A 21,738-nucleotide genomic window follows, 5' to 3' on the forward strand; every position below is an offset into this window, starting at 1 on the left:
GGTTTAGCGAATTACTTCGCGTCCTTCTCGGCCTTGGCAGCTTCCTCAGCGGCCGGAGCCTCTTCGGTCTCGGCTGCTTCGGTTTCTGCAACCTCAGCCGCGGGAGCCTCTTCGGTTTCAGCTGCTTCGGTCTCGGCGACCGGAGCTGCTTCAGCCTTGTCGGCGTCCTTCTTCTCGGCGTCGCGCTTCGCAGCGGAAGTAGCCTCGGCTACCACGGCCTGCTTGGCGGAAACCGGCTCGAGCACCAGTTCGATGACAGCCATGGGAGCGTTGTCGCCCTTGCGGTTGCCGATCTTGGTGATGCGGGTGTAGCCGCCGTCGCGGTTCTCCACTGCCTGTGCAATGTCGGTGAACAGCTCGTGGACGATGCCCTTGTTGCTGATCAGGCCGAGTACACGACGGCGGGAAGCGAGGTCACCGCGCTTGGCGAAGGTCACCAGGCGCTCGGCGTACGGCTTCAGGCGCTTGGCCTTGGTCACCGTGGTGGTGATCCGCTTGTGCTCGAACAGTGCGGCGGACAGGTTCGCGAGCATAAGACGCTCGTGAGCCGCTCCGCCTCCGAGGCGCGGACCCTTAGCGGGGGTAGGCATTATAGTTTCTCCTCATATGGAAGCCGGCGGGCTGCGCACGCTGCGGTGCGTCCAGCCTGCTGGCCAAGATCTGTTTTAGAGCTCGTCGTCGCTGAAAGCGGCGTCGTCCTCTTCGATGGCTGCGGCGCGGGCTGCGAGATCGAAACCGGGAGGGGAGTCCTTGAGGGACAGACCCAGTTCAACGAGCTTCGCCTTGACCTCATCAATGGACTTCGCACCGAAGTTACGGATGTCCATCAGGTCAGCCTCGGAGCGGGCAACGAGTTCACCCACGGTGTGGATGCCCTCACGCTTGAGGCAGTTGTAGGAACGGACGGTGAGGTCCAGATCCTCGATCGGCAGAGCCATGTCTGCTGCCAGGGCAGCATCCGTCGGCGACGGGCCAATCTCGATACCTTCAGCTGCGGTGTTCAGCTCGCGGGCCAGACCGAACAGTTCCACCAGGGTGGTACCGGCCGAAGCAACCGCATCGCGCGGGGCGATGGCCTGCTTGGTCTCGACGTCGACAATCAGCTTGTCGAAGTCGGTGCGCTGCTCAACACGGGTAGCTTCCACGCGGAAAGTAACCTTCAGCACCGGCGAGTAGATCGAGTCGACCGGGATGCGGCCGATCTCGGAGTCGCCGGACTTGTTCTGAGCTGCCGAAACGTAGCCGCGGCCGCGCTCGATGGTCAGTTCGAGCTCGAACTTACCCTTCGAGTTCAGCGTGGCAATGTGCAGATCCGGGTTGTGGAATTCGACGCCGGCCGGCGGAGCGATGTCCGCGGCGGTGACGACTCCCGGGCCCTGCTTGCGCAGGTAAGCAACAACCGGCTCGTCGTGCTCGGAGGAGACCGACAGGTTCTTGATGTTCAGGATGATCTCGGTGACATCTTCCTTGACACCCGGAACCGTGGTGAACTCGTGCAGCACGCCATCGATCCGGATGCTCGTTACAGAGGCACCGGGGATGGAGGAGAGCAGGGTACGGCGGAGGGAGTTTCCGAGGGTGTAACCGAAGCCCGGCTCCAGCGGTTCAATGATGAAACGGGAGCGGTTATCGGAGACGACCTCTTCGGAGAGGGTGGGGCGCTGTGCAATGAGCACTTAGGTTTCCTTTCGGCGAGCATCCGCTATATGACGCAACACAGGTGGTGGAAAGATCGGTCTGAAGACTTAACGCGGCTGGGCTTGCCCGGACCGGCAAGGGTCCGGGCAAGCTCCGGCTAAGACTTAGACGCGGCGGCGCTTCGGCGGGCGGCAGCCGTTGTGCGCGCTGGGGGTTACATCCTGGATGGATCCAACCTCGAGGCCAGCGGCCTGCAGTGAACGGATGGCGGTCTCGCGTCCGGATCCCGGTCCCTTGACGAATACGTCAACCTTGCGCATGCCGTGCTCCTGCGCACGCTTCGCGGCGGCTTCGGCGGCCATCTGGGCTGCGAACGGGGTGGACTTACGGGAGCCCTTGAAGCCAACCTCACCGGACGAAGCCCAGGAGATGACAGCACCGTTCGGGTCCGTGATGGAAACGATGGTGTTGTTAAAGGTGCTCTTGATGTGCGCCTGGCCCAGCGCGATATTCTTCTTGTCCTTCTTACGCGGCTTGCGAACCGCGCCACGAGTCTTCGGGGGCATTATTTCTCCTACAGAAAGTTATTGGGGGAAGGGAGAACGCTATTTTTAGCGTCCGGCCTTCTTCTTGCCGGCGACGGTACGCTTCGGACCCTTGCGGGTACGGGCGTTGGTCTTCGTACGCTGACCGCGTACGGGCAGGCCCTTGCGGTGACGCAGGCCTTCGTAGCTGCCGATCTCAACCTTGCGGCGGATGTCGGCGGCTACCTCGCGGCGAAGGTCACCCTCAACCTTGTAGTTGCCTTCAATGTAGTCACGCAGCTGGACCAGCTCAGCGTCGGTCAGGTCCTTGACCCGAACGTCAGCGCTGATGCCGGTGGCAGCCAGGGTTTCGTGTGCACGGGTCTTGCCCACGCCGTAGATGTAAGTAAGCGCAATTTCCAACCGCTTTTCGCGGGGAATGTCTACGCCAGCGAGACGAGCCATAGTGGCAGTGCTCCTTGAATAAACCGGAGGTCGTAGGCAGTACACCCGTACAATCCGTACGGCCCCAGCCTCCGACCGGGGGTTAGCTGTCCGGACTCGTTACTGCTCAATGTCCCAGATCAGCTTGTGCTGCCTTTTATTTACTTGCGTGGGTTAGCAACCCAGGATTTCCTGTGAAGGAAATTAGCCCTGGCGCTGCTTGTGGCGCGGGTTCTCGCAGATCACCATGACCCGGCCATTACGGCGGATCACTTTGCACTTTTCGCAGATCTGCTTGACGCTCGGCTTGACCTTCATGGCGTTCCTTTGCGTGTTGCAGTTGGTCAGCTGGACCGGCCCGAGGCTATTGCCTTGGCCGCCCAGTGTTTACTTGTAGCGGTAGACGATACGACCACGTGTCAGGTCGTACGGGCTCAGCTCCACCACTACCCGGTCCTCAGGGAGAATCCTGATGTAGTGCTGACGCATCTTTCCAGAGATGTGTGCCAGAACGATGTGCTTGTTGGTGAGCTCAACGCGAAACATCGCGTTAGGCAGCGCCTCAGTCACAACGCCCTCGATCTCAATGACCCCGTCCTTCTTGGCCATACCCTCCGCTAACTGTTGTTGCCGCAGCCCCTCCGGCTTGCACCGGCGATCACTGCGGACGATTTTAATTGCTTGTTTTGCATGCTTGCCTACAGCCCTTGAGCCTCAAAAGGGCACAACAGGGCAGACAACCAACAGTCAACACTACGGCATTTCGGGCCGAATGTTAAATCCAGCCATGCTAGCGCACTCCGTCCCCGTATGCACGAAATCGCCCCGCCGGCGTCTCCACTGCCGCCGCCGCCGCGATCCCGTCCAGAATGGCCAGCCGGACGACGTCGGCCGCCGCGCTCTGCAGCGTAATCAGGCTCACCTGCCGCGCTGCTTCGGTACTCCGGTCCAGCCCGACGGCGCCCGTGGCCAGCGCGAACACCGTATCGCCGTCGGCCAGCGTGTGGCTGGGGTTCAGGGCCCGGGCGAGGCCTGCGTGCGCTGCCGAGGCCGTGCGTTTGCATTCGGCCTTGTCCAGGATGGCATTGGTGGCGACGACGATGAGGGTCGTGTTGAGGGGCGGCGGATCTGGCTCGGCCGGCGGCGCATCCGAAACCCTCCGCGTGCTCGCTCGTTCCTCGCTTAGACGCACGCTTCCGGGTTCCGGCTGTGCCGCCCGCTCCGGTTCCGCGCTCTGATCGGCAGTCGCGGTCGAGGCGTCGAACGGCAGTCCTAAGGCGTTGACTACCGCTATCGCTCCGACGACCACCGGGCCGTCCGCGGAGATGTTGTTTAAAGTGATCGAGGCAGTCCCTATTCCGCCCTTGAACTGGCCCCGGCCGATGGCCGCTCCCGTGCCGGCGCCGACGTTGCCGCGTTCGACGTCGTGCCCGTCCTTGCGGGTGGCGGCGTCGGCGGTTGCCGCGTAGCCCATGGCCTCATCGGGGCGTGCGGCGAAGTCCCCGCCGCGGCCCAGGTCGAAAATGGCGGCCGCGGGAACGATCGGCACCACGCCGCCGGGAACGGCGAAGCCCCGGCCCTGCTCCTCGCACCAGCGCTGGGCGCCGTGGGCGGTTGCCAGGCCAAAGGCACTGCCGCCGGTGAGGACCACGGCGTCGACGGCGGCGCTCAGCGTGGTGGGGTCCAGCGCGTCGGTCTCGTGTGTGCCGGGACCGCCGCCCCGGACATCAACCGAGCCAACCGTGCCCGGCGGCGGGAGCACCACGGTGACGCCGCTCAGCCACCCCTCCCCGGTCCGGGACGCATGGCCCACGCGAATGCCGGGGACGTCCGTAATCGCAGTCATGGCTCCATTGTGCGCCCGCGCCGCCCGGAACTCCGTTTGCCGCGATCTCCCCGCGCGGAAACGAACGTTGTGGAATACTGCAACCAACAAGAGGTAAACGGGCAAGGAAGCCTGGCAAAACAAAGCTCTGAGAAGGCCTTGTGCGGGGTTCCGCCCACCAACTGTGTGGTGAAGTGTTGTTGATCCCCCGCCCAACCGCCTGCCATCGGCAGGCCTGGATCCGTTAGAGACCCCTATGACTAGACAATTGACTGACCGTCCAGTGGCTACCGCCCGGACCGTCACACCGGACCAGCGCAGGGGACGCTGGTCCGCCCGGACCCGCAGGGACTTCATCGTGTTCTTGGCGCTGGCCCTGCCAAATCTGGCTTTGATCGCGGTGTTCACCTATCTCCCGCTGATCAACAACATCTACTATTCGACGCTGGACTGGACGCTGGGCTCTGCCAACGCCACAGTGGTCGGCTTCGACAACTACATCAACTTCTTCACCAGTACGGACGCCCCAACGGTCCTGGGGACGACGGCGATCTTTACCGTCGTCACGGTCGGCGGCTCCATGGTCCTCGGGCTGCTGGTGGCCCTCGCACTGAACTCCAAGGTCCGGGGCACCACCTTCGCACGGTCCGCCGTCTTCGCCCCCTACGTGCTCAGCGGGGTCGGCGTCGGCCTCGTCTGGCTGTTCATCTTCGACCCGGGCTACGGGGTGCTGTCCTGGCTGCTGCGAGGGATCGGCCAGCAGAGCCCGCAGTGGATCAACGACCCGCAGCTGTCCCTGGTCATGGTGATCATCGTTTACATCTGGAAGAACCTCGGGTACTGCGCCGTGGTCTACCTCGCGGGCCTCCAGTCGCTCCCGAAGGACGTGATGGAAGCGGCCTCGCTGGATGGTGCGAACGGCTTCCGCCGCTTCATCAGCATGTCCGTCCCGCTGCTCTCCCCCACCACCTTCTTCCTGCTGATCACCACGATGCTCAGCTCCTTGCAGGCCTTCGACCTGATCCGGATCATGACCCCGCTGGGCAACGGCACGTCCACCCTGATTTACGAGGCGTATCTGCAGGCGTTCGGCGCCTACAACCGGGCAGGATACTCGGCGTCGATCTCCGTGGTCCTTTTCGCCATCCTGCTTATCATCACCGTGCTGCAACTGCGGTTCGTCGAACGGAAGGTGCACTACTCGTGAGCACTCTCTCCCCTGTCAGTCCCGACCCCGCCGCAGGCACCGGGTACGCTCCCGACGGCGGTCCGGAGGTCCCGCTGCAGCGCAACCGGCCGTTCTCCCGCGCCAACCTGGTCCAGACCATCGCAGGCGGCTACGTCCCGCTGATCCTCGCCACCCTCGTGGTGGTCGTGCCCCTGCTGTGGATGCTGCTGAGCTCGTTCAAGCAGCCCGGCGAGATCGTCACCACGGATCTGAAGATCCTGCCGGAGAGCCTCAACCTCGACAACTACCGCACCGCCATGACCACCGTGCCTTTCGGCCAGTTCTTCCTGAACAGCCTGATCGTCACCACCGTCGGCTCCACCGTGAAAGTCATCCTCGCCATCCTGACGGCGTACGCACTGGTCTTTGTGCGCTTCCCGTTCAAGAACGTCATCTTCGTGGTGATCCTCGTGGCCCTCATGGTGCCGCCCCAGGTATCGATCCTGCCGAACTACATCCTGATCGCGGGCATCGGCGGGAAAAACACGCTCTGGGGCATCATTCTTCCGGGCCTGGGCACGGCCTTCGGCACCTTCCTGCTGCGGCAGCACTTCATGACCCTGCCCGCCTCCATCCTGGAAGCCGCCGAGATCGACGGCGCCGGGCACTGGCGCCGCCTCTGGCAGGTTGTCGCGCCGGTGTCCCTGCCGTCCATTGCCACCGTGGCCCTCGTGACGGTGGTCAGCGAGTGGAACGACTACATCTGGCCGCTAATCATCACCGACCGTCCCGAAACCATGACCCTGCCGGTCGGCCTGACCCTGCTGCAGAACTCCGAAGGAAACGGCGCCGGCTGGGGCATCCTGATGGCCGGCGCAATGCTGGTGATCGTTCCGATTCTCCTGGTCTTCGCCGCCTTGCAGCGCTACATCGTCGCTGGCCTCACCCAGGGCAGCGTCACCGGATAACACCTGACAGCGCAAAATCCACTAGCTCCACCCGTCTCCACCACAGCATCGACCCGAGTCAAAACTTCTTTTGAGAGGACCCACTATGGCCATGAACCTTGACCGCAGAAACTTCCTTGGACTGGCCGGCGCCAGCGCCGGCGCAGCAGCGCTGGCTGCCTGCGGAGGACCGTCGACCAGCGGAGGTGGCGCCACCAGCGGCGCGTCCGACATCGACTTCAACGGCGTGAAGCCGGCCGGTTCGTTCGATTTCTGGACCAGCCACCCGGGCAAGTCCCAGGACGTGGAAAAGGCCATCATCGACAAGTTCCAGGCGAAGTACCCGGACATCAAGGTCAACCTGGTGACCGCCGGCGCCAACTACGAGGAAATCGCGCAGAAGTTCCAGACCTCACAGGCTGCCAAGTCCGCACTCCCCGGACTGGTTGTGCTCTCGGATGTGTGGTGGTTCCGGTACTACACCAACGGCAACATCATCCCGCTGGACGGGCTGATCAAGCAGTTGGACTTCAAGCTCGACGACTTCCAGAAGTCCCTCGTGGCCGACTACCAGTACGCCGACAAGCAGTGGGCCCTCCCCTACGGCCGTTCCACCCCACTCTTCTACTACAACAAGGACCACTTCAAGGCTGCCGGCCTGCCGGACCGCGCGCCGAAGACCTGGCAGGAGTTCGGCGAGTGGGCTCCCAAGCTCAAGGCCGCTTCCGGCGCCAGCTACGCCTACATGTACCCGGCCCTGGCCGGCTACGCCGGCTGGACGCTCCAGAACAACCTGTGGGGCTGGGGCGGCAGCTGGTCCAACGGCTGGGACATCAATTGCGACTCCGCCGAATCCGTGGCAGCGCTGCAGTGGGCACAGGATTCCGTCTACAAGGACAAGTGGGCGGGCGTCTCCTCCAAGAACGCCGCCGACGACTTTGCCGCCGGGATTGCCTCCGCCACGATCTCGTCCACCGGCGACCTGCTCGGGGTGCTGAAGTCCGCGAAATTCAACGTGGGCGTCGGCTTCCTGCCGGGCGGCCCCAAGAAGGACACCGGCGTCTGCCCCACCGGCGGCGCCGGACTCGGCATCCCCAGCGGCGTGAGCAAGGAAGTCCAGCTCGCGGCTGCGACCTTCCTGAAGTTCATGACGGAGCCGGAGAGCACGGCGGCGTTCTCGGCAGCCACCGGCTACATGCCGACGCGCACTTCGGCTGACATGGGTGCCGTGCTGGCCAAGACGCCGCAGATCAAGACGGCCATGGACCAGCTCGCTGTCACCCATGTCCAGGACAACGCCCGCGTGTTCCTGCCGGGCGCCGACCAGGAAATGGCCAAGGCGGCCGCGAAGATCCTCACCCAGCAGGGCGACGTCAAGGCCACCATGACCGAGCTCAAGGGCACCCTGGAGGGCATCTACACCAAGGACGTGAAGCCCAAGCTGAAGAGCTAGGCCTTAAACCAACGTAGCTCGCATGTGTTGTCGTTTCGAACGCTCGGAACGACAACAAATGCGAGCTACTTGGCTTTAAGGGGACTTAGGGAATCGGGACAGGCACGACGCCGAGCGGCGCCAGCTTCGCGGCTCCCCCGTCGGGGGCGGAGAGCACCCAGATGCCCTTCTCGTGGACCGCAACGGAGTGCTCCCACTGGCAGGAGCGTTTGCCGTCAGTGGTGACGACCGTCCAGTCGTCCTCCAGCACGGCGGTGTCAATGCTGCCGCGGACCAGCATGGGCTCGATGGCCAGGCACAGCCCCGGGCGGATCTTGGCCCCTCGGTGCCCGGTGCGGTAGTTCAGCACGTCCGGGGCCATGTGCATCTCCGAGCCAATCCCGTGTCCTACGTAGTCCTCCAGGATGCCGAGCGGCTTGCCGGGGACCGAGGAGACGTAGTCGTCCACGGCGTTGCCGATGTCGCCAACGAACTTGCCGGTGGCCAGCGCAGCGATGCCGTGCCACATGGCCGCCTCGGTGACGTCCGAGAGCCGCTGGTCCTCGGGGTCGGCCGTGCCCACGATGACGGTCCGGGCCGAGTCCGAGTGCCAGCCGTCCACGATCGCGCCGCCGTCGATCGAGATGATGTCCCCGTCCTGCAGGACGCGGTCGCCCGGGATGCCGTGCACCACTTCCTCGTTCACGGACGTGCAGATGGTGGCCGGGAAGCCGTGGTAGCCCAGGAAGTTGGACTTCGCCCCTGCCTCCTGCAGCACGCCGGCGAACACGGCGTCCAGGTCCCGGGTGGTGACGCCGGGAACGGCGGCCGCGACGGCGGCGTCCAGGGCCCGGCTGAGGACCAGTCCGGCTTCCTGCATGGTCCGCATCTGGGCGTTGGTCTTGTATTCAATGCGGGTCTGGCCGAATGCCATCCTCAGCGTCCTTTCGGTGGTTCCGGCTGCCCGGGAAGGGCTGCGCGGGGAAATGCCTGAGGCTCCTCCCGACGCTGCGGGAGGAGCCTCAATGGTTACGGGCCCGGATTAGGCGGACTGAGCCGCCTTGATGGCCTGCATGACGCGGTCGGTAACCTCGTCGATGCCGCCGATGCCGTCCACCTGGGTGAGGATGCCGCGGTCGGCGTACTTGGCGACCACAGCCTCCGTCTGGCCGTGGTAGAGGTCCAGCCGGTGGCGGATGACGGCTTCGTTGTCATCGCTGCGGCCGGTGTCCTTGGCGCGGCCCAGCAGGCGCTTGACGAGTTCCTCGTCGTCGGCCGTGAGCTGCAGGACGACGTCGAGCTTCTGCTCGCCGTCCGCAAGGATCGCGTCGAGGTAGTCCACCTGCGCGGTGGTCCGCGGGTAGCCGTCGAGCAGGAAGCCTGCTTCGACGTCGTCCTCAGTGAGGCGGTCCCGGACCATCTTGTTGGTGACGCTGTCCGGGACGAAGTCGCCCGCGTCCATGAACTTCTTGGCTTCGATGCCGAGCGGCGTCTCACCCTTGACGTTGGCACGGAAAATGTCTCCGGTGGAAATCGCAACAACGCCGAGGCGCTCCGAAATGCGTTCCGCCTGCGTCCCCTTGCCAGAACCGGGAGGTCCGATAATCAACATTCTCGTCATCGCAAAAGCCCTTCGTAGTGACGCTGCTGTAGCTGCGCATCAATCTGCTTGACGGTCTCCAAACCTACGCCCACCATGATCAGGATCGAGGTGCCGCCGAACGGGAAGTTCTGGTTGGCGTTGATCAGGACCAAGGCAATCAGCGGGATCAGGGCCACCAGGCCCAGGTAGAACGCGCCGGGCAGGGTGATCCTGGAAAGCACATACTGCAGGTAGTCCGCGGTCGGCTTGCCGGCACGGATACCCGGAATGAAGCCGCCGTACTTCTTCATGTTGTCAGAAACTTCCTCAGGGTTGAAAGTGATCGCAACATAGAAGTAAGTGAAGAACACAATCATGGCGAAGTAGAGGGCCATGTAGATGGGGTGGTCACCGCGGGTGAGGTTGTTGTTGATCCACTCGACCCACGGCGCCATGGGCTCACCGGGCGCGGGACGGTTGAACTGGGAGATCAGGCCCGGCAGGTACAGCATCGAAGACGCGAAGATGACGGGCACGACGCCGGCCATGTTCACCTTGATGGGGATGTACGTGCTGGTGCCACCCACCGTGCGGCGGCCGATCATGCGCTTGGCGTACTGCACCGGGATGCGGCGCTGGGACTGCTCCACGAAGACGACGAGCGCCACGGTCAGCAGGCCGATGGCCAGGACCATAAAGAAGGTACCGGGGCCCTGGGAAGTCCAGATGGCGCCGAGGGAGGTCGGGAATCCGGCGGCGATCGAGGTGAAGATCAACAGCGACATGCCGTTGCCCACGCCCTTCTCGGTCACGAGCTCGCCCATCCACATGATCAGGCCGGTGCCGGCAGTCAAGGTGATGATGATCAGGATGGTGGTGATGATGCTCGCGTCCGGGATGATCGGCAGCTGGCAGTTGGGCAGCAGCTGGCCGGAGCGCGCCAGCGACACCAGCGTGGTGGCGTTGAGCAGGCCCAGGGCGATCGTCAGGTACCGGGTGTACTGGGTCAGCTTGGACTGGCCCGAGGCACCCTCGTCGTAGAGCTGCTGGAACCGGGGAATGACCACGCGGAGCAGCTGGACGATGATACTGGCCGTGATGTACGGCATGATCCCGAGCGCGAAGATTGAGACCTGCAGCAATGCACCGCCGCTGAACAGGTTGACGAGCTGGTAGATCCCGCCCGAGGTCTGACCGTTCTGCAAGCATTGCTGGACATTCTGGTAGTTCACACCAGGCGAGGGGATGAAGGCACCCAAGCGGAAGATTGTGATGATTCCCAGCGTGAACAACAACTTGCGTCGCAGATCAGGCGTGCGAAAGGCCCGGCCAAATGCGCTAAGCAAGCGTCCTCCTGAGTATTAAGTAAAGTCGTGTGAGATAGGTCAAATAAACCCAACAACCGAGTCTAACGGGTGGATGTGCCCGGCGAACAATCCGCAGGGCGGGAAAACGAAAAAACTCCCGGCACCAAGGGCGTGAGCCCCGGTGCCGGGAGTTTCAACAACGGGCGACTGCCCCGCCGCCTCGTTAGAGGGCGGTGGTGCTTCCGCCTGCTGCTGCAATCTTTTCTGCGGCGCTGGCCGAGAATGCGTGGACGGTGACGTCAACCTTGACGGTGATGTCGCCGGTGCCCAGCACCTTGACGGGCTGGTTCTTGCGAACGGCACCCTTTTCGACCAGGTTCTCCACGGTGACTGCGCCACCTTCCGGGAACAGCTCGTTGAGCTTGTCCAGGTTTACAACCTGGTACTCAACCCGGAACGGGTTCTTGAAGCCGCGCAGCTTCGGCAGGCGCATGTGCAGCGGCAGTTGGCCGCCGGCAAAGCCAGCCTTGATCTGGTAACGGGCCTTCGTACCCTTGGTACCGCGACCAGCGGTCTTACCCTTGGAACCTTCACCACGACCAACGCGGGTCTTGGCGGTCTTGGCACCCGGGGCGGGACGCAGGTGGTGAACCTTCAGTGCGTTCTGCTTCTCAGCATCGGCGCCCTGTGCCTTTTCGGCGGTGTTCTTCTCTGCCATTTACTTCGCCTCCTCTACCTTTACCAGGTGCGGAACCGTGTTGAGCATTCCAACGGTCACGGCGTCGGCGGTGCGGACAACGGTGTGTCCGATCCGCTTCAGGCCGAGGGACCGAAGGGTGTCGCGCTGGTTCTGCTTGCCGCCAATGGCGGACTTGATCTGAGTGATCTCCAACTGAGCGTCGGAGGGAATCAGGTTCTTAGCCATGACTCAGACACCTGCCTTCTGGTTCAGGAGCGCCTTCACCATTGCCGGCGGAGCGATCTCGTCGAGGGGCAGGCCGCGGCGTGCTGCCACTGCTGCCGGCTCTTCGAGGCGCTTCAGTGCATCAACGGTCGCGTGAACGATGTTGATGGCGTTGGAGGAACCGAGCGACTTGGAGAGGATGTCGTGGATGCCCACGCACTCCAGTACTGCACGGACCGGACCACCGGCGATAACACCGGTACCGGCGGAAGCCGGACGCAGCATGACGACGCCTGCAGCGGCTTCACCCTGTACGCGGTGCGGGATGGTGCTGCCGATGCGGGGAACGCGGAAGAAGGACTTCTTGGCCTCTTCAACGCCCTTCGCGATGGCGGCGGGAACTTCCTTAGCCTTGCCGTAGCCGACGCCGACCATACCGTTGCCGTCACCGACGACGACGAGGGCGGTGAAGCTGAAGCGACGACCACCCTTGACGACCTTGGAAACACGGTTGATGGTTACGACGCGCTCTACGAACTGGCTCTTCTCGGCTTCGCGGCCGCCGTCGCGGCCACCACGGCCACCACGGCCCTGGCCGCGGTCGCCACGCTCGCCACGACGGGCGCCACCACGGCGGTCGTCAGTGGTAGCAGGCGCAGCGGTCTCAGTTGCCGGAGCAGCTACAGCTTCAGTCACCTGAATGTCCTTTTCGTTATTTTCGGTCACAGTGCCAGCCCACCTTCACGTGCGCCGTCAGCGACGGCGGCGATCCGGCCGTGGTACTTGTTACCACCGCGGTCGAAGACAACAGCTTCGATACCGGCAGCCTTGGCACGCTCGGCGACGAGCTCGCCAACGCGCTTGGCCTTGGCAGTCTTGTCACCGTCGAATGCACGAAGGTCGGCTTCCAGCGTGGAGGCGCTCGCTACGGTCAGGCCCTTGGTGTCATCGACAACCTGGACGAATACGTGGCGGGCGGAGCGGTTGACGACCAGACGAGGACGTACAGCCGTACCGGAGATGCGCTTGCGGATACGAAGCTGGCGGCGGCTGCGCTGGGCAGACTTGCTCTTGTTCGAACGCTTCTTGTTAATTGCGATGGCCATGGTTACTTACCAGCCTTTCCGACCTTGCGGCGGATGACTTCGCCGGCGTAGCGGATGCCCTTGCCCTTGTAGGGGTCCGGCTTCCGCAGCTTGCGAATGTTGGCAGCAACTTCGCCGACCTGCTGCTTGGAGATACCTGAAACAGAGAGCTTGGTCGGGGTCTCAACTGCAAAGGTGATGCCGTTCGGAGCCGAGACGTTGACCGGGTGGCTGTAGCCCAGAGCGAACTCCAGGTCAGAACCCTTGGCCTGAACGCGGTAACCGGTACCGACGATCTCAAGCTTCTTCTCGTAGCCTTCGGTAACGCCCTGGATCATGTTGGCGATCAGGGTGCGGGTCAGGCCGTGCAGCGAACGGGAGGCGCGCTCGTCGTTCGGGCGGGCGACAGTCAGGGTGCCATCTTCCAGGGTGACCTCGATCGGGCTGGCCACAGTGTGGCTCAGCTCGCCCTTGGATCCCTTGACGCTGACGACAGAGCCGTCAACCTTGACCTCAACGCCGGCAGGAACGGTGATGGGGAGACGTCCAATACGTGACATTATTCTCTTCCTTTCCCGTTACCAGACGTAAGCGAGGACTTCGCCGCCCACGCCCTTCTTGCCGGCCTGCTTGTCAGTCAGGAGGCCGGAAGAGGTGGACAGGATTGCGATACCCAGGCCACCGAGCACGTGCGGCAGGTTGGTGGACTTTGCGTAAACGCGCAGCCCCGGCTTGGAAATACGACGAACGCCAGCGATGGAACGCTCGCGGTTCGGACCGAACTTGAGCTCGAGGGTCAGCTTCTTGCCAACCTCCGCGTCTTCTTCCTTCCAGGAGGCGATGAAGCCCTCTGCCTTCAGGATGTCAGCAACGCGTGCCTTGAGCTTGCTGTAAGGCATAGACACGGAATCGTGGTATGCCGAGTTTGCATTGCGCAGACGCGTAAGCATATCTGCGACAGGATCTGTCATAGTCATGTGGGCTCTTGCCCTTCCTCATAACGGTTTCCGCTGCCCTGGCGTCAGAGCCAGCCAGCCGGACCTTCTATGTAGCTAGATTAATCTTCGGTCTTGAACGGGAAGCCAAGCGCCTTGAGCAGCGCGCGGCCTTCGTCGTCGGTCTTGGCAGTGGTCACGACGGTGATGTCCATGCCGCGAACGCGGTCAATGGAATCCTGGTCGATCTCGTGGAACATAACCTGCTCGGTCAGACCGAAGGTGTAGTTGCCGTTGCCGTCGAACTGCTTGCCGCTGAGACCCCGGAAGTCGCGGATACGCGGCAGTGCCAGCGTGACCAGACGGTCCAGGAATTCCCACATACGGTCGCCACGCAGAGTTGCGTGCGCACCGATCGGCATGCCTTCGCGCAGCTTGAACTGTGCGATCGACTTGCGGGCCTTGGTTACCTGCGGCTTCTGGCCGGTGATCAGGGTCAGATCGCGGACAGCGCCGTCGATCAGCTTGGAGTCCTTGGCGGCATCTCCAACACCCATGTTCACAACGACCTTCACCAGACGGGGAACCTGGTTGACGTTCTCGTACTTGAATTCCTCAACGAGCGCGCTCTTGATGGAATCCGCGTACTTGGTCTTCAGACGAGGAACGATCTTGCTTGCCGGAGTCTCGAGAGTCTCAGTCATTAGATGTCCTTCCCTGAGCTCTTGGCCACGCGGACGCGCACTTCACGCTTCACGCCATCGCGCTCAACGGTCTCGGTGCGGAAACCGACGCGGGTGGGCTTCTTGGTGGAGGGGTCAACCAGGGCCACGTTGGAGATGTGGATTGAAGCCTCAACGACCTCGATGCCACCGGTCTTGGTGCCGCGCTGCGACTGACCGACCTTGGTGTGCTTGGTTACGCGGTTAATGCCTTCAACCAACACGCGGTTGGTCTCCGGGAATACGCGCAGAACCTTGCCCTGCTTGCCACGGTCGCCGCCGCGCTCAGCCTTGGCGCCAGTGATGACCTGAACGAGGTCACCCTTTTTGATCTTAGCCATGGACTAGAGCACCTCCGGAGCCAGAGAAACGATCTTCATGAACTTCTTGTCGCGAAGTTCACGACCAACCGGTCCGAAGATACGGGTACCACGGGGGTCACCGTCGTTCTTCAGGATCACAGCTGCGTTCTCGTCAAACTTGATGTAGGAACCATCCGCACGGCGGCGTTCCTTCTTGGTACGGACGATGACAGCCTTGACGACGTCGCCCTTCTTTACGTTGCCGCCCGGAATTGCGTCCTTGACGGTAGCGACGATCACGTCGCCAATGCCTGCGTAGCGACGGCCAGATCCACCGAGAACGCGAATGGTAAGGATTTCCTTAGCACCCGTGTTGTCGGCGACCTTGAGTCGCGACTCCTGCTGAATCACTATTTACTCCTTGCGTCGCGCCGGTTCTCAGACCGAAAATCGTCCTACGGAATGAGCCTTGCGGAACGGTTGATCGGGGTGTCTCTTGACCTGCCTGGATTTTGCCAGACCAGGCCTAAACGCCCGTGCCAAAAACAGTTGCTTCCCGGGCACGCGAGGCGCGAGGGGGCACTATGCCGTGGCACGATTGTTTACGAGGTTGACGATGACGCACGAAAGGCGCCATACAAACTCAAAATCTTAGCACGTTTCCGCCACATCCCCATATCACAGCTTCCCGCCCCCGCCCCACCCAAAAAGCGCGAACGGACACTTGAGGCCCGCCCGCCGGCTCCGCTCCCCCACCCCGCCCAAAGCGCGAACGGACACTTGAGGCCCGCGAAAGCGCCCCGCCGGGGCGCGAAGTGTACGTTCGCGCCCGCGTTTAGGCGCGAAGTGTGCGTTCGCGCGGGGGGGGTCTAGGAACTCGTCGGCGGGGAACGCCCGACGTCGTCACTGACGACAGCCTTTGTCCCATCTTCCGCCGCTCTCCCGCACAAACCCGGCCTGCCGGCGTTGTGCCAATGCCAAGACCCTGCACGGCGTGACGCGCAAGGGATGCTGCAGGGCGGGGAGAGTCGGGAACGGGGGTTCGGCGGAGATTCCTTCGCAGGTGTCAGCGATGGTCGAAAAGTGAGCCATTTCGTGGGTGGAAAAGTGAGCCACGTTGACGTTGGTTATTCTGCCTGATTTTCCGGTCTTGTCGAGGGCAGCGCGTCTGTCTGGGCATGTTTGAGTCGGTAGCTGGAGCCTTTGAGGGTGATGACTTCGGCATGGTGGACGATTCGGTCGATCATGGCGGACGCGACAACCTGGTCTCCGAATACGTCTCCCCAGCGGGCGAAGGGCAGGTTCGAGGTCAGGATCAGCGAGGCGTGCTCGTAGCGTGAGGAGACGAGCTGGAAGAACAAGTTCGCGGCGTCCTGTTCGAACGGGATATAGCCGACCTCGTCAACGATGATCAGACCGTAGCGGCGCAGCCGGACCAGTTCCTGGGGCAGGCGCCCGCTCTGGTGGGCGGCTTGAAGCCGGGCGACCCAGTCAATCGCGGTCGCGAACAGGACCCGGTGGCCCAGCTGGGTGGCCCGCAGACCCAGACCGGTCGCGAGGTGTGTCTTCCCGGTTCCGGGCGGGCCGAGCAGGACGATGTTGGAAGCTTCGCTGAGAAACGCCCCGGTGGCCAGGTGCGCGATCGTGTCGCGTTTGAGGCCGGGCTGGTGGTCGAAGCTGAACTCCTCGAGCGATTTACGGGCAGGAAACCCTGCTGCCCTGGCTCGGGATTCGGCTCCGGAGGCCTCCCGGGCGGCGACTTCCCGGGACAGGACCGCTGCGAGGTATTCCTCATGGGTCCAGCCGGCCTCGCGGGCCTGGTCCGCGAGCCTGGCCGCGGCTTCGCGGATCCGGGGCGCTTTCATCGCCCGGGAGTAGTACTCGATCTGGCCGGCGGTTTCCTTCGCCTCGGTCATCAGGCGACCTGCCCGTCATCGAGAACGACACCGAACGCCCGGTCGTAGTCAGCCAAATCCCGCAGCCCGGCCGCATCCCCGACCGGTTCCGGGTTCTGGAACACTTTCCGCAACGTCCGTGCCGCCTCGACATGGTCAGGATCGGTGATCGTCTGGCCCGTTCCCCAGGACCGGGGGTGGCTTCCGACGCACCGGCCGTCCAGGCTGATCGTGACGGTCTCCAGCTCTGCAGTGACGTCAACGAACCTGCCGATCGCCAGCGGGTGCACGGAGTAATCGTTGGATCCCATCCGGACGTAGTAGTCCCGCGGGAGCCGGACCCGCGCGGCGAACCCGGTCACGGGCGGAACCGGCGGGAGCGCCAGCATGGCCGCCTTGTCCTGCTCGAGCAGCTCGGTCGGCCGGGCACCGGTGCGCCGGACCAGCCGAGCATTCGCCCGGGGCAGCCACTGACCGAGCTGGGCATTGAAATCCTCCGGCGATTCGAAGGCCCGTCCCGGCAGGAACGAGGTTTCCAGGAACTGGTTGGCCCGCTCCACCACGCCCTTGCTCTCCGGATCGTAGGGCTTGACCTGCACGATCCTGGTGGCGAGGACTCCCGCGAACGCCGCGACCCCTGCGGCGTAGCTGTTCCGCCGTCCGATGCCGGTCTCGTTGTCCCAGATAAGCCGCCGCGGAACCGCACCCAGGGACCCGATCAGCTCCCACATCCCGGCCAGCAGATCCCCGGTCATCCGGGACGGGATCATCCGGGCCATGATGAACCGCGAATGCGAGGACACCATCACCAGCACCGGCAGGACCCGGGGCTTGCCAGCACCGACAGGTATCCGCACCTCCGGGAACCACAGGTCGCACTGCGCCTGGTCCCCGGGTTCGTAACTGATCCGGTCCGCAGGATCCGCCGGGGCATACTCCGGCCGGATCCTGGCCACGTTCTCACGGAACCACGCCGGGGACCCCGACCAACCCACACGCTCAGCCAGCACCGTCGCCGGCATCCGCGGGTTCTCCTTCAGCAGGGCCCGGACCGCCGGTTCCACGGCCTTGATTCCGGAGTCCTGCGGCGCCCGCACATACGTCGGCGGACCGTCAGCGCTGACCGCCTTCGCCACGGTGTTACGGGAAATACCCAGCCGCGCCGCTATCGACCTCATCGACTCACCCTCGGCAAGATGCAACCGCCGAATAAGCGCCCAATCCTCCACTGTGATCACCCACCCAATCGTTTGGAACAGGTGGCTCAGTTTTCAACCGTCACAATGGCTCAGTTTTCGACCGTCACCGACAGCAGGGCAGCTGGGCGTGGCCTTTTCGAGGATCTCCACCAGGGGCCACCAACGACCACAAGTACTCCACCCAAGGCGCGAACGGACACTTGAGGCCCGCGAAACGCGCCTCGCCGGGGCGCGAAGTGTACGTTCGCGCCTCGCCGGGGCGCGAAGTGTACGTTCGCGCGGAGGTGTGGGCGTCTCCGTCCGGGAACGAGGAAACCCCCGCTCCCAGAAGAGAACGGGGGTTTCGGCACAGCTTCCCTTGCGGGGTGCTGCAGGTGTTACTTGGCCTTCTCGAGGATCTCCACCAGGCGCCACCGCTTGGTAGCGGAAAGCGGGCGGGTCTCGGCGAGGAGAACCAGGTCGCCGATGCCGGCGCTGTTCTCTTCGTCGTGTGCCTTGATCTTCGTGTTGCGGCGCATAACCTTGCCGTAGAGGGCGTGCTTCACGCGGTCCTCGACCTGGACAACGATGGTCTTCTCCATCTTGTCCGAGACCACGTAGCCGCGCTTCGTCTTACGGTAACCGCGCTCGTCAGCCTTGGCTGCGTCGGAAACAGTTTCCGTCACGTTCTCGTCCTTTTCACTCACTTGGCATCCTCCTCGGTCTCAACCGTTTCAGCCGTGTCAGCCTTCTTGGTCGAAGCCTTCTTGGACTTCTTCTCTTCCTTGGCTTCCACAACCGGTGCGGCGACCTCGGCACGAATGCCCAGCTCGCGCTCACGGAGAACGGTGTAGATGCGTGCGATGTCCTTCTTTACCGCGCGCAGACGACCGTGGTTCTCCAGCTGGCCGGTGGCGGACTGGAAACGCAGGTTGAACAGCTCTTCCTTGGCCTTGCGGAGTTCTTCAACGAGACGCTCGTTGTCGAAACCGTCCAGCTGTGCGGATGCAAGTTCCTTGGATCCTACTGCCATTTCTACTCACCACCTTCGCGACGCACAATGCGTGCCTTCAACGGCAGCTTGTGGATTGCCAGGCGCAGGGCCTCGCGAGCTACCTCTTCACTAACACCGGAGAGTTCGAAGAGAACCCGGCCCGGCTTGACGTTTGAAACCCACCATTCCGGAGAACCCTTACCGGAACCCATGCGGGTTTCGGCCGGCTTCTTCGTCAGCGGACGGTCCGGGTAGATGTTGATCCAGACCTTTCCGCCACGCTTGATGTGGCGGGTCATCGCGATACGGGCAGATTCGATCTGACGGTTGGTGACGTATGCCGGGCTCAGAGCCTGGATACCCCACTCGCCGAACGAGACCTCGGTGCCGCCCGTGGCAGCGCCGGAACGACCCGGGTGGTGCTGCTTACGGTGCTTTACTCGACGCGGGATAAGCATTTAAGCCTGTCCTCCTTCTACTGCCGGTGCAGCTGCTTCAACAGCCGGAGCTTCGGCAGCAGCAGGTGCAGCCTCGGCCGGGCGGTCGTTACGACGACGGCGGTCACCACGGTCAGCGCCACCCGGGCGGCCCGGACGATCGCCGGCACCGCGGCCGCGGGACGGAGCAGCAGCTGCCTGCTGAGCCAGTTCCTTGGCGGTGACGTCACCCTTGTAGATCCAGACCTTCACGCCGATGCGGCCGAAGGTGGTCTTGGCCTCGTAGAAGCCGTAGTCGATGTTCGCGCGGAGGGTGTGCAGGGGCACACGGCCTTCGCGGTAGAACTCCGAGCGGGACATTTCTGCGCCACCCAGTCGACCCGAGCAAGCGATCCGGATGCCCTTGGCACCGGCGCGCTGTGCGGACTGCATTGCCTTCTTCATCGCGCGGCGGAAAGCCACGCGGGAAGTCAGCTGCTCTGCAACGCCCTGGGCAACAAGCTGGGCTTCCATCTCGGGGTTCTTGACCTCGAGGATGTTCAGCTGGACCTGCTTGCCGGTGAGCTTTTCGAGCTCGCCGCGGATGCGGTCTGCCTCGGCGCCGCGGCGGCCGATCACGATGCCCGGACGTGCCGTGTGGATATCCACGCGGACACGGTCGCGGGTGCGCTCGATCTCAACCTTGGCGATGCCGGCGCGCTCCATGCCCGTGGACATGAGCTGGCGGATGCGGATGTCTTCGCGAACGAAGTCCTTGTACCGCTGGCCGGCCTTGGTGCTGTCGGCGAACCAGTGCGATACGTGATCGGTGGTGATACCGAGTCGGAACCCGTGCGGGTTAACTTTCTGTCCCACTTAGCGAGCCTCCTCTTTCTCCGGGGTAGCGACTACCACGGTGATGTGGCTCGTGCGCTTCTTGATCTGAAATGCACGACCCTGGGCACGCGGCTGGAACCGCTTCATGGTCGGGCCTTCATCAACAAACGCTTCGCTGATGATGAGGTCACCTTCGTCAAACGCCACGCCGTCGCGGTCCGCGAGGACCCGGGCGTTGGAGATTGCCGACTGAACTACCTTGAATACCGGCTCAGAAGCTGCCTGCGGGGCAAACTTCAGAATTGCCAGAGCCTCGTTCGCTTGCTTACCACGAACAAGGTTGACGACGCGCCGGGCCTTCATAGGCGTTACGCGGATGTGACGCGCAATTGCCTTGGCTTCCATTGCTTTCCTTCTCTCGTCTTTGACGTAAGTGCAGGCGCCTAGCGGCGCTTGCCCTTACGGTCGTCCTTGACATGGCCGCGGAATGTCCGCGTGGGAGCGAATTCGCCGAGCTTGTGCCCGACCATCGACTCAGTGACAAACACCGGGATGTGCTTGCGTCCGTCGTGCACGGCGATCGTGTGGCCGAGCATGTCGGGGACGATCATCGAACGGCGGGACCAGGTCTTGATGACGTTCTTGGTGCCCTTTTCGTTTTCCCTGGCTACCTTCACAAAGAGGTGCTGGTCAACGAAAGGACCTTTTTTCAGGCTGCGTGGCATGTGTCCAGGCTCCTATCGCTTGTTCTTGCCAGTACGACGGCGACGAACAATAAGCTTGTCGCTCTCTTTGTTGGGACGGCGGGTGCGGCCTTCGCGCTTACCGTTCGGGTTGACGGGGTGACGTCCACCGGACGTCTTACCCTCGCCACCACCATGCGGGTGGTCGACCGGGTTCATCGCGACACCACGGACGGTCGGGCGGACGCCCTTCCAGCGCATACGGCCGGCCTTGCCCCAGTTGATGTTCGACTGCTCGGCGTTGCCGACCTCGCCGACGGTTGCGCGGCAGCGCACGTCAACGTTGCGGATTTCGCCGGAAGGCAGACGCAGCTGGGCGAAACGGCCTTCCTTTGCAACGAGCTGGATCGATGCGCCGGCGGAGCGGCCCATCTTGGCGCCGCCACCCGGACGCAGTTCAACTGCGTGGATTACGGTACCGACCGGGATGTTGCGCAGCGGCAGGTTGTTGCCGGGCTTGATGTCAGCGTCGGCACCTGCTTCCACGGTGTCACCCTGGGCCAGCTTGTTCGGGGCGATGATGTAACGCTTGGTGCCATCAACGTAGTGCAGGAGGGCGATGCGAGCCGTGCGGTTCGGATCGTACTCGATTTCGGCAACGCGGGCGTTGACGCCGTCCTTGTCGTGGCGACGGAAGTCGATCAGACGGTACTGGCGCTTGTGGCCACCACCCTTGTGACGGGTCGTGATCTTACCGGTGTTGTTACGGCCACCCTTTTTCGGGAGGGGACGTACCAACGACTTTTCCGGCGTCGACCGCGTGATTTCGGTGAAGTCCGCTACGCTCGAGCCACGACGGCCCGGGGTAGTCGGCTTGTATTTACGGATTCCCATAATTTATTTCCTCGTTAAAGTGGTCT

At 63.3% G+C, this 21,738-nt stretch carries 31 protein-coding genes; 3 read left to right on the forward strand and 28 right to left on the reverse strand.

Translation table 11 applies throughout. The features are described from left to right. Nucleotides 1-11 precede the first annotated feature (11 nt). The 7 genes from rplQ to FFF93_RS12760 all read right to left on the reverse strand — a co-directional run bounded on the left by rplQ (nucleotide 12) and on the right by FFF93_RS12760 (nucleotide 4,452). On the reverse strand, nucleotides 12-590 hold the full coding sequence (gene rplQ / locus FFF93_RS12730) for a 50S ribosomal protein L17 (protein WP_138768584.1): 579 nt from the start codon (nucleotides 588-590) through the stop codon (nucleotides 12-14). A gap of 75 nt (nucleotides 591-665) precedes the next feature. Continuing rightward, nucleotides 666-1,676 (reverse strand): DNA-directed RNA polymerase subunit alpha, encoded by a 1,011-nt coding sequence (locus FFF93_RS12735; protein WP_024366109.1) that lies wholly within the window; start codon nucleotides 1,674-1,676, stop codon nucleotides 666-668. 126 nt (nucleotides 1,677-1,802) lie between these two features. Beyond that, nucleotides 1,803-2,204 carry a 30S ribosomal protein S11 gene (rpsK, locus tag FFF93_RS12740; protein ID WP_018773682.1) on the reverse strand — a complete coding sequence of 134 codons (402 nt, stop codon included), beginning with the start codon at nucleotides 2,202-2,204 and terminating at the stop codon, nucleotides 1,803-1,805. A gap of 45 nt (nucleotides 2,205-2,249) precedes the next feature. Continuing rightward, a complete protein-coding gene (gene rpsM, locus FFF93_RS12745; protein WP_011775569.1) occupies nucleotides 2,250-2,627 on the reverse strand; it encodes a 30S ribosomal protein S13 in 378 nt (125 codons plus the stop codon). A gap of 183 nt (nucleotides 2,628-2,810) precedes the next feature. Beyond that, nucleotides 2,811-2,924: a 50S ribosomal protein L36 gene (gene rpmJ, locus FFF93_RS12750; protein ID WP_009358722.1), complete on the reverse strand. Its 114-nt coding sequence runs from the start codon at nucleotides 2,922-2,924 to the stop codon at nucleotides 2,811-2,813. A 69-nt stretch (nucleotides 2,925-2,993) separates the two neighbouring features. After that, nucleotides 2,994-3,215, reverse strand: coding sequence for a translation initiation factor IF-1 (infA, locus tag FFF93_RS12755; protein ID WP_009358723.1), 222 nt, complete (start codon nucleotides 3,213-3,215; stop codon nucleotides 2,994-2,996). A 181-nt stretch (nucleotides 3,216-3,396) separates the two neighbouring features. Then, nucleotides 3,397-4,452 carry a P1 family peptidase gene (locus FFF93_RS12760; protein ID WP_138768583.1) on the reverse strand — a complete coding sequence of 352 codons (1,056 nt, stop codon included), beginning with the start codon at nucleotides 4,450-4,452 and terminating at the stop codon, nucleotides 3,397-3,399. A gap of 235 nt (nucleotides 4,453-4,687) precedes the next feature. Here FFF93_RS12760 and FFF93_RS12765 point away from each other — a divergent pair, with 235 nt between their 5' ends. From FFF93_RS12765 to FFF93_RS12775, 3 genes are all read left to right on the forward strand, one after another. After that, nucleotides 4,688-5,638 carry a carbohydrate ABC transporter permease gene (locus FFF93_RS12765; protein ID WP_186372160.1) on the forward strand — a complete coding sequence of 317 codons (951 nt, stop codon included), beginning with the start codon at nucleotides 4,688-4,690 and terminating at the stop codon, nucleotides 5,636-5,638. After that, entirely contained in the window at nucleotides 5,635-6,567 is a 933-nt protein-coding gene (locus tag FFF93_RS12770; protein ID WP_138768582.1) for a carbohydrate ABC transporter permease, read from the forward strand. The genes FFF93_RS12765 and FFF93_RS12770 overlap by 4 nt, the downstream gene beginning before the upstream one ends. A gap of 85 nt (nucleotides 6,568-6,652) precedes the next feature. Then, nucleotides 6,653-7,999, forward strand: a complete 1,347-nt coding sequence (locus tag FFF93_RS12775) for an ABC transporter substrate-binding protein (RefSeq protein ID WP_138768581.1) — start codon at nucleotides 6,653-6,655, stop codon at nucleotides 7,997-7,999. Between the two features lie 85 nt (nucleotides 8,000-8,084). Here FFF93_RS12775 and map read toward each other — a convergent pair whose 3' ends face one another. From map to rplB, 21 genes are all read right to left on the reverse strand, one after another. Then, nucleotides 8,085-8,912: a type I methionyl aminopeptidase gene (map, locus tag FFF93_RS12780; protein WP_138768580.1), complete on the reverse strand. Its 828-nt coding sequence runs from the start codon at nucleotides 8,910-8,912 to the stop codon at nucleotides 8,085-8,087. A gap of 108 nt (nucleotides 8,913-9,020) precedes the next feature. Continuing rightward, the gene (locus FFF93_RS12785) at nucleotides 9,021-9,590 is read right to left on the reverse strand and encodes an adenylate kinase (protein ID WP_186372286.1); all 570 of its coding nucleotides are present in this window, start codon (nucleotides 9,588-9,590) and stop codon (nucleotides 9,021-9,023) included. 5 nt (nucleotides 9,591-9,595) lie between these two features. Then, on the reverse strand, nucleotides 9,596-10,906 hold the full coding sequence (secY, locus tag FFF93_RS12790) for a preprotein translocase subunit SecY (protein ID WP_138768578.1): 1,311 nt from the start codon (nucleotides 10,904-10,906) through the stop codon (nucleotides 9,596-9,598). Nucleotides 10,907-11,090: 184 nt separating this feature from the next. Next, nucleotides 11,091-11,585: a 50S ribosomal protein L15 gene (gene rplO / locus FFF93_RS12795; protein WP_138768577.1), complete on the reverse strand. Its 495-nt coding sequence runs from the start codon at nucleotides 11,583-11,585 to the stop codon at nucleotides 11,091-11,093. Continuing rightward, on the reverse strand, nucleotides 11,586-11,792 hold the full coding sequence (rpmD, locus tag FFF93_RS12800; RefSeq protein ID WP_056626615.1) for a 50S ribosomal protein L30: 207 nt from the start codon (nucleotides 11,790-11,792) through the stop codon (nucleotides 11,586-11,588). It abuts the gene before it with no gap. Between the two features lie 3 nt (nucleotides 11,793-11,795). Beyond that, nucleotides 11,796-12,467: a 30S ribosomal protein S5 gene (gene rpsE, locus FFF93_RS12805; protein WP_186372161.1), complete on the reverse strand. Its 672-nt coding sequence runs from the start codon at nucleotides 12,465-12,467 to the stop codon at nucleotides 11,796-11,798. Between the two features lie 26 nt (nucleotides 12,468-12,493). Beyond that, on the reverse strand, nucleotides 12,494-12,877 hold the full coding sequence (gene rplR, locus FFF93_RS12810) for a 50S ribosomal protein L18 (RefSeq protein ID WP_138768576.1): 384 nt from the start codon (nucleotides 12,875-12,877) through the stop codon (nucleotides 12,494-12,496). A 2-nt stretch (nucleotides 12,878-12,879) separates the two neighbouring features. Beyond that, nucleotides 12,880-13,416 (reverse strand): 50S ribosomal protein L6, encoded by a 537-nt coding sequence (rplF, locus tag FFF93_RS12815; protein WP_138768575.1) that lies wholly within the window; start codon nucleotides 13,414-13,416, stop codon nucleotides 12,880-12,882. A gap of 18 nt (nucleotides 13,417-13,434) precedes the next feature. After that, the gene (gene rpsH, locus FFF93_RS12820) at nucleotides 13,435-13,833 is read right to left on the reverse strand and encodes a 30S ribosomal protein S8 (protein WP_056737814.1); all 399 of its coding nucleotides are present in this window, start codon (nucleotides 13,831-13,833) and stop codon (nucleotides 13,435-13,437) included. A gap of 80 nt (nucleotides 13,834-13,913) precedes the next feature. Beyond that, entirely contained in the window at nucleotides 13,914-14,495 is a 582-nt protein-coding gene (gene rplE / locus FFF93_RS12825) for a 50S ribosomal protein L5 (RefSeq protein WP_056737813.1), read from the reverse strand. After that, nucleotides 14,495-14,854 (reverse strand): 50S ribosomal protein L24, encoded by a 360-nt coding sequence (gene rplX, locus FFF93_RS12830; RefSeq protein WP_066436866.1) that lies wholly within the window; start codon nucleotides 14,852-14,854, stop codon nucleotides 14,495-14,497. The genes rplE and rplX overlap by 1 nt, the downstream gene beginning before the upstream one ends. Nucleotides 14,855-14,857: 3 nt before the next feature. Next, nucleotides 14,858-15,226 (reverse strand): 50S ribosomal protein L14, encoded by a 369-nt coding sequence (gene rplN / locus FFF93_RS12835; protein ID WP_003803789.1) that lies wholly within the window; start codon nucleotides 15,224-15,226, stop codon nucleotides 14,858-14,860. Between the two features lie 716 nt (nucleotides 15,227-15,942). Continuing rightward, complete coding sequence (istB, locus tag FFF93_RS12840; RefSeq protein WP_138768574.1) at nucleotides 15,943-16,731, reverse strand: IS21-like element helper ATPase IstB; 789 nt, start codon at nucleotides 16,729-16,731, stop codon at nucleotides 15,943-15,945. Then, nucleotides 16,731-17,948, reverse strand: a complete 1,218-nt coding sequence (gene istA, locus FFF93_RS12845; protein ID WP_138768573.1) for an IS21 family transposase — start codon at nucleotides 17,946-17,948, stop codon at nucleotides 16,731-16,733. The genes istB and istA overlap by 1 nt, the downstream gene beginning before the upstream one ends. A 338-nt stretch (nucleotides 17,949-18,286) precedes the next feature. Beyond that, entirely contained in the window at nucleotides 18,287-18,595 is a 309-nt protein-coding gene (gene rpsQ, locus FFF93_RS12850) for a 30S ribosomal protein S17 (RefSeq protein ID WP_056737811.1), read from the reverse strand. Next, complete coding sequence (rpmC, locus tag FFF93_RS17200; RefSeq protein WP_138768572.1) at nucleotides 18,592-18,921, reverse strand: 50S ribosomal protein L29; 330 nt, start codon at nucleotides 18,919-18,921, stop codon at nucleotides 18,592-18,594. The genes rpsQ and rpmC overlap by 4 nt, the downstream gene beginning before the upstream one ends. 2 nt (nucleotides 18,922-18,923) lie before the next feature. Next, nucleotides 18,924-19,340: a 50S ribosomal protein L16 gene (gene rplP / locus FFF93_RS12860; RefSeq protein ID WP_138768571.1), complete on the reverse strand. Its 417-nt coding sequence runs from the start codon at nucleotides 19,338-19,340 to the stop codon at nucleotides 18,924-18,926. After that, nucleotides 19,341-20,174 carry a 30S ribosomal protein S3 gene (gene rpsC, locus FFF93_RS12865; RefSeq protein WP_138768570.1) on the reverse strand — a complete coding sequence of 278 codons (834 nt, stop codon included), beginning with the start codon at nucleotides 20,172-20,174 and terminating at the stop codon, nucleotides 19,341-19,343. Further along, complete coding sequence (rplV, locus tag FFF93_RS12870; protein ID WP_003803798.1) at nucleotides 20,175-20,540, reverse strand: 50S ribosomal protein L22; 366 nt, start codon at nucleotides 20,538-20,540, stop codon at nucleotides 20,175-20,177. Nucleotides 20,541-20,578: 38 nt separating this feature from the next. Beyond that, entirely contained in the window at nucleotides 20,579-20,860 is a 282-nt protein-coding gene (rpsS, locus tag FFF93_RS12875; protein WP_018773666.1) for a 30S ribosomal protein S19, read from the reverse strand. A 12-nt stretch (nucleotides 20,861-20,872) separates the two neighbouring features. Next, nucleotides 20,873-21,712 (reverse strand): 50S ribosomal protein L2, encoded by an 840-nt coding sequence (gene rplB / locus FFF93_RS12880; protein ID WP_024366131.1) that lies wholly within the window; start codon nucleotides 21,710-21,712, stop codon nucleotides 20,873-20,875. Between the last annotated feature and the right edge of the window lie 26 nt (nucleotides 21,713-21,738).

The organism is Arthrobacter sp. KBS0702, assembly GCF_005937985.2.
Classification (GTDB): domain Bacteria; phylum Actinomycetota; class Actinomycetes; order Actinomycetales; family Micrococcaceae; genus Arthrobacter.

Coding starts and splice junctions, on each gene's coding strand:
- rpsS (WP_018773666.1), bottom strand. CDS start 20,860: ATGCCACGCAGCCTGAAAAAAGGTCCTTTCGTTGACCAGCACCTCTTT.
- FFF93_RS12765 (WP_186372160.1), top strand. CDS start 4,688: ATGACTAGACAATTGACTGACCGTCCAGTGGCTACCGCCCGGACCGTC.
- rpmD (WP_056626615.1), bottom strand. CDS start 11,792: ATGGCTAAGAACCTGATTCCCTCCGACGCTCAGTTGGAGATCACTCAG.
- rpsM (WP_011775569.1), bottom strand. CDS start 2,627: ATGGCTCGTCTCGCTGGCGTAGACATTCCCCGCGAAAAGCGGTTGGAA.
- rpmJ (WP_009358722.1), bottom strand. CDS start 2,924: ATGAAGGTCAAGCCGAGCGTCAAGCAGATCTGCGAAAAGTGCAAAGTG.
- FFF93_RS12785 (WP_186372286.1), bottom strand. CDS start 9,590: ATGTTGATTATCGGACCTCCCGGTTCTGGCAAGGGGACGCAGGCGGAA.
- rplB (WP_024366131.1), bottom strand. CDS start 21,712: ATGGGAATCCGTAAATACAAGCCGACTACCCCGGGCCGTCGTGGCTCG.
- rpmC (WP_138768572.1), bottom strand. CDS start 18,921: ATGGCAGTAGGATCCAAGGAACTTGCATCCGCACAGCTGGACGGTTTC.
- rplX (WP_066436866.1), bottom strand. CDS start 14,854: ATGGCTAAGATCAAAAAGGGTGACCTCGTTCAGGTCATCACTGGCGCC.
- map (WP_138768580.1), bottom strand. CDS start 8,912: ATGGCATTCGGCCAGACCCGCATTGAATACAAGACCAACGCCCAGATG.
- rpsK (WP_018773682.1), bottom strand. CDS start 2,204: ATGCCCCCGAAGACTCGTGGCGCGGTTCGCAAGCCGCGTAAGAAGGAC.
- rplE (WP_056737813.1), bottom strand. CDS start 14,495: ATGACTGAGACTCTCGAGACTCCGGCAAGCAAGATCGTTCCTCGTCTG.
- rplQ (WP_138768584.1), bottom strand. CDS start 590: ATGCCTACCCCCGCTAAGGGTCCGCGCCTCGGAGGCGGAGCGGCTCAC.
- FFF93_RS12760 (WP_138768583.1), bottom strand. CDS start 4,452: ATGACTGCGATTACGGACGTCCCCGGCATTCGCGTGGGCCATGCGTCC.
- FFF93_RS12775 (WP_138768581.1), top strand. CDS start 6,653: ATGGCCATGAACCTTGACCGCAGAAACTTCCTTGGACTGGCCGGCGCC.
- infA (WP_009358723.1), bottom strand. CDS start 3,215: ATGGCCAAGAAGGACGGGGTCATTGAGATCGAGGGCGTTGTGACTGAG.
- rpsH (WP_056737814.1), bottom strand. CDS start 13,833: ATGACTATGACAGATCCTGTCGCAGATATGCTTACGCGTCTGCGCAAT.
- rplV (WP_003803798.1), bottom strand. CDS start 20,540: ATGGAAGCCAAGGCAATTGCGCGTCACATCCGCGTAACGCCTATGAAG.
- rplF (WP_138768575.1), bottom strand. CDS start 13,416: ATGTCACGTATTGGACGTCTCCCCATCACCGTTCCTGCCGGCGTTGAG.
- rplP (WP_138768571.1), bottom strand. CDS start 19,340: ATGCTTATCCCGCGTCGAGTAAAGCACCGTAAGCAGCACCACCCGGGT.
- istB (WP_138768574.1), bottom strand. CDS start 16,731: ATGACCGAGGCGAAGGAAACCGCCGGCCAGATCGAGTACTACTCCCGG.
- rplO (WP_138768577.1), bottom strand. CDS start 11,585: ATGGCAGAGAAGAACACCGCCGAAAAGGCACAGGGCGCCGATGCTGAG.
- rplR (WP_138768576.1), bottom strand. CDS start 12,877: ATGGCCATCGCAATTAACAAGAAGCGTTCGAACAAGAGCAAGTCTGCC.